At 35.9% G+C, this 2372-nt stretch carries 2 protein-coding genes and 1 pseudogene; 1 reads left to right on the top strand and 2 read right to left on the bottom strand.

Annotation, left to right across the window (positions count from 1 at the left end):
• Positions 1-427, top strand: a pseudogene (locus Q0X77_RS15285) (serine hydrolase); the annotation flags it as partial.
• 41 nt (positions 428-468) lie between these two features.
• Here Q0X77_RS15285 and Q0X77_RS15280 read toward each other — a convergent pair.
• The gene (locus Q0X77_RS15280; protein WP_297798680.1) at positions 469-1512 is read right to left on the bottom strand and encodes a DUF481 domain-containing protein; all 1044 of its coding nucleotides are present in this window, start codon (positions 1510-1512) and stop codon (positions 469-471) included.
• 103 nt (positions 1513-1615) lie between these two features.
• Positions 1616-2372 (bottom strand): amidase family protein (locus Q0X77_RS15275; protein ID WP_297798679.1); only part of this gene is annotated, 757 nt, incomplete at its 5' end.

The raw sequence follows: 2372 nt of genomic DNA, 5'->3' as shown, positions 1-2372 counted from the left end.
TTGGATATCCACAAATGGCTTAAACAATGTCTATTTTAGTTCGGCCCGAAGTATGGCCAGGTTTGGATTGCTTAATTTGAATAATGGTGTTTGGGATGGAGAGACCATTTTAGTAGACTCAGATTATATTTCACAAATGAAAAACACTTCCCAGGAGCTGAATAAATCCTATGGTTACCTATGGTGGCTCAATGGGAAAGAAAGTTATATGGCTCCCTCGGTTCAACTTGTATTTAATGGAGCACTAATTCCTAATGCCCCGCCTGATACCTATTCGGGTTTGGGTAAAAATGATCAAAAACTTTACATTGTTCCCAGCCTGGGATTGGTAATAATTAGAATGGGGGAAGATGCCGGCGAGAGTTTACTTGGACCATCTAGTTTTGACAACACCCTGTGGGAGAAAATCAGTGAGCTCATCTATTGATCTGCTTCCCCGGGATATACAATTTTTCTTATTTAATTTTCCTAATTTATTGAATAGGTCAATTGAAGGTTTATACCATAGTCTTCATTGGAAAGTGAACTGGCAGGCGGCCTGCTATCGTAATTGTAGTAAAAGGTAAAACCAACTTTAAAATTGTTGTTTATTATACTAATGCTAGGATTCAGGTTAAAGTTTGCTCTATATCTACTATCACCCGTAAAATAGGGAATATATGTTACATTAGACGTTAGGGAGATTTTAGGGTTTGTATACTTAAAAATATCATACGCCAAACGAATAACCCCTGCAATATCCTGCTGTGCCGGACTACTAGTATCAAATGATTTTTCATTAATACCCGTCAAAGCCCCGGCTACATACAGCCGGCTCCAGGTATTATTTGCAACATCCTTAATTGCGCCTAAATTCAGATTGTATCTTTCCTTTATACCTAATTGCAAATTCTGACTCCTCCCCAAACCTACCAACGAAGACCATTTATTTTTAAGCAAATGCTGCCAACTTATATTAATTTCCGAGTTGTTGGTAATCAGGCTGTCATTCTGGTAAGACAAGTTTAAAAACCAGTCCGTACTAAATGAAGTTTTCTTATTCCTGAAATTTAAATTTCCTGATAAGGCTATTGTCGTTAGGTTGCTACTTTTTGAAAAATTACCGCCCAAACTTAAGTTTCCTGAAAATTTCTGCCAAAAGTTCCCTTTTATCGGATGTATTTCAACAATATTATCAATTAAAATGGATACTTTCTTGCCGTTCGCTGTAATGATTACTTCTCCTTCACTATCAGAGGCTTCAAAAGAAGAATAATATAATATGCCACTTTTCATTATAATCTCGAATTGTTTTTGCGAAATTATTGTAGCCACAAAAGGTTCCTCCAAATTTATTGTTCCCATCCCATCCATTTTCCAGGTAACAATACCATATTCCATTTTTTTAAAATCTCCCTTAAGTATGTTTCCATTTTTATGAACTATGGTATCGGTTTTTTGCGCCATAGATTCTATTTGTGCAAAAATTGTGAGAAGTATAAAAAGTAAAATATGCAGTTTGACCTTATTCAAAATTCCTATTTTAAAATTCAAATTTCCGGATCACTAAGACTTATAATACCTGGTGGTTTATAGTACCATCAAAATTTTAGTGAAAAGGTAAGTAATTTTAAAGTTAATTATAAGTTTTGGGTGGTTTTCTAATTTTTGTAGCTGCCTCGAATGCCCGTCCCAATTGAAGTAAGCTACTCTCATTAAACGGCTTCGCAATTAGTGTAAGACTTATGGGTTCTCCGGTTTCCTTGTATCCCATTGGAATGGTCAATGCCGGATATTTAGCTACTGCCGCATACCCTGCATGATAGTTGTTTATAGACAAAATAGCATCCAAATTTTCTCCATCCATGGCAGTATCGAAAAATATTCTGCCATTATTTTCTAATCTATTCTTTATTATTTCAAGCTCTTCCAAACTAGTTGAATCTTTTAGAATTCCTTCAAAAATAGATTGTCCGTAAGGAATGTTCAATAGCGAATCACTCCGATTAAACTCAACAATATCCTTAAGGTTTGTCATAGGAATTAATTCTTTATTACGGACTTGGTCATTAAGGTATTTCGGAAGATCATTTTTCATATCAATATTAAGAAGCGTAAGAAACCCATCCATGGATACTTCCGGTGCAGTAAACTCAATTATTTCAGCCCCCAGGTCTCTCAATTTATTAGCCGTGTTCAAATAAATAGAATCCGTTTCCAACAGATCTTTAAAAACGCCTAAACGTTTTCCCGTCAGGCTTCCTGAATCCTTAACAGCCCCAACAAAGTCCTCAGTGGTACTAACAGACTTTTTATCAGCTGCATCCCTGCCGGTCATTGCAGATAATAATATTGCATTATCCACAACATTTTTAGTCATTGGTCCGGGAGTA

The sequence above is a fragment of the uncultured Eudoraea sp. genome, assembly GCF_947258925.1.
In the GTDB taxonomy this organism is placed as follows: Bacteria; Bacteroidota; Bacteroidia; order Flavobacteriales; family Flavobacteriaceae; genus Eudoraea.
This window is presented reverse-complemented; position numbering and strand designations above follow the sequence as displayed.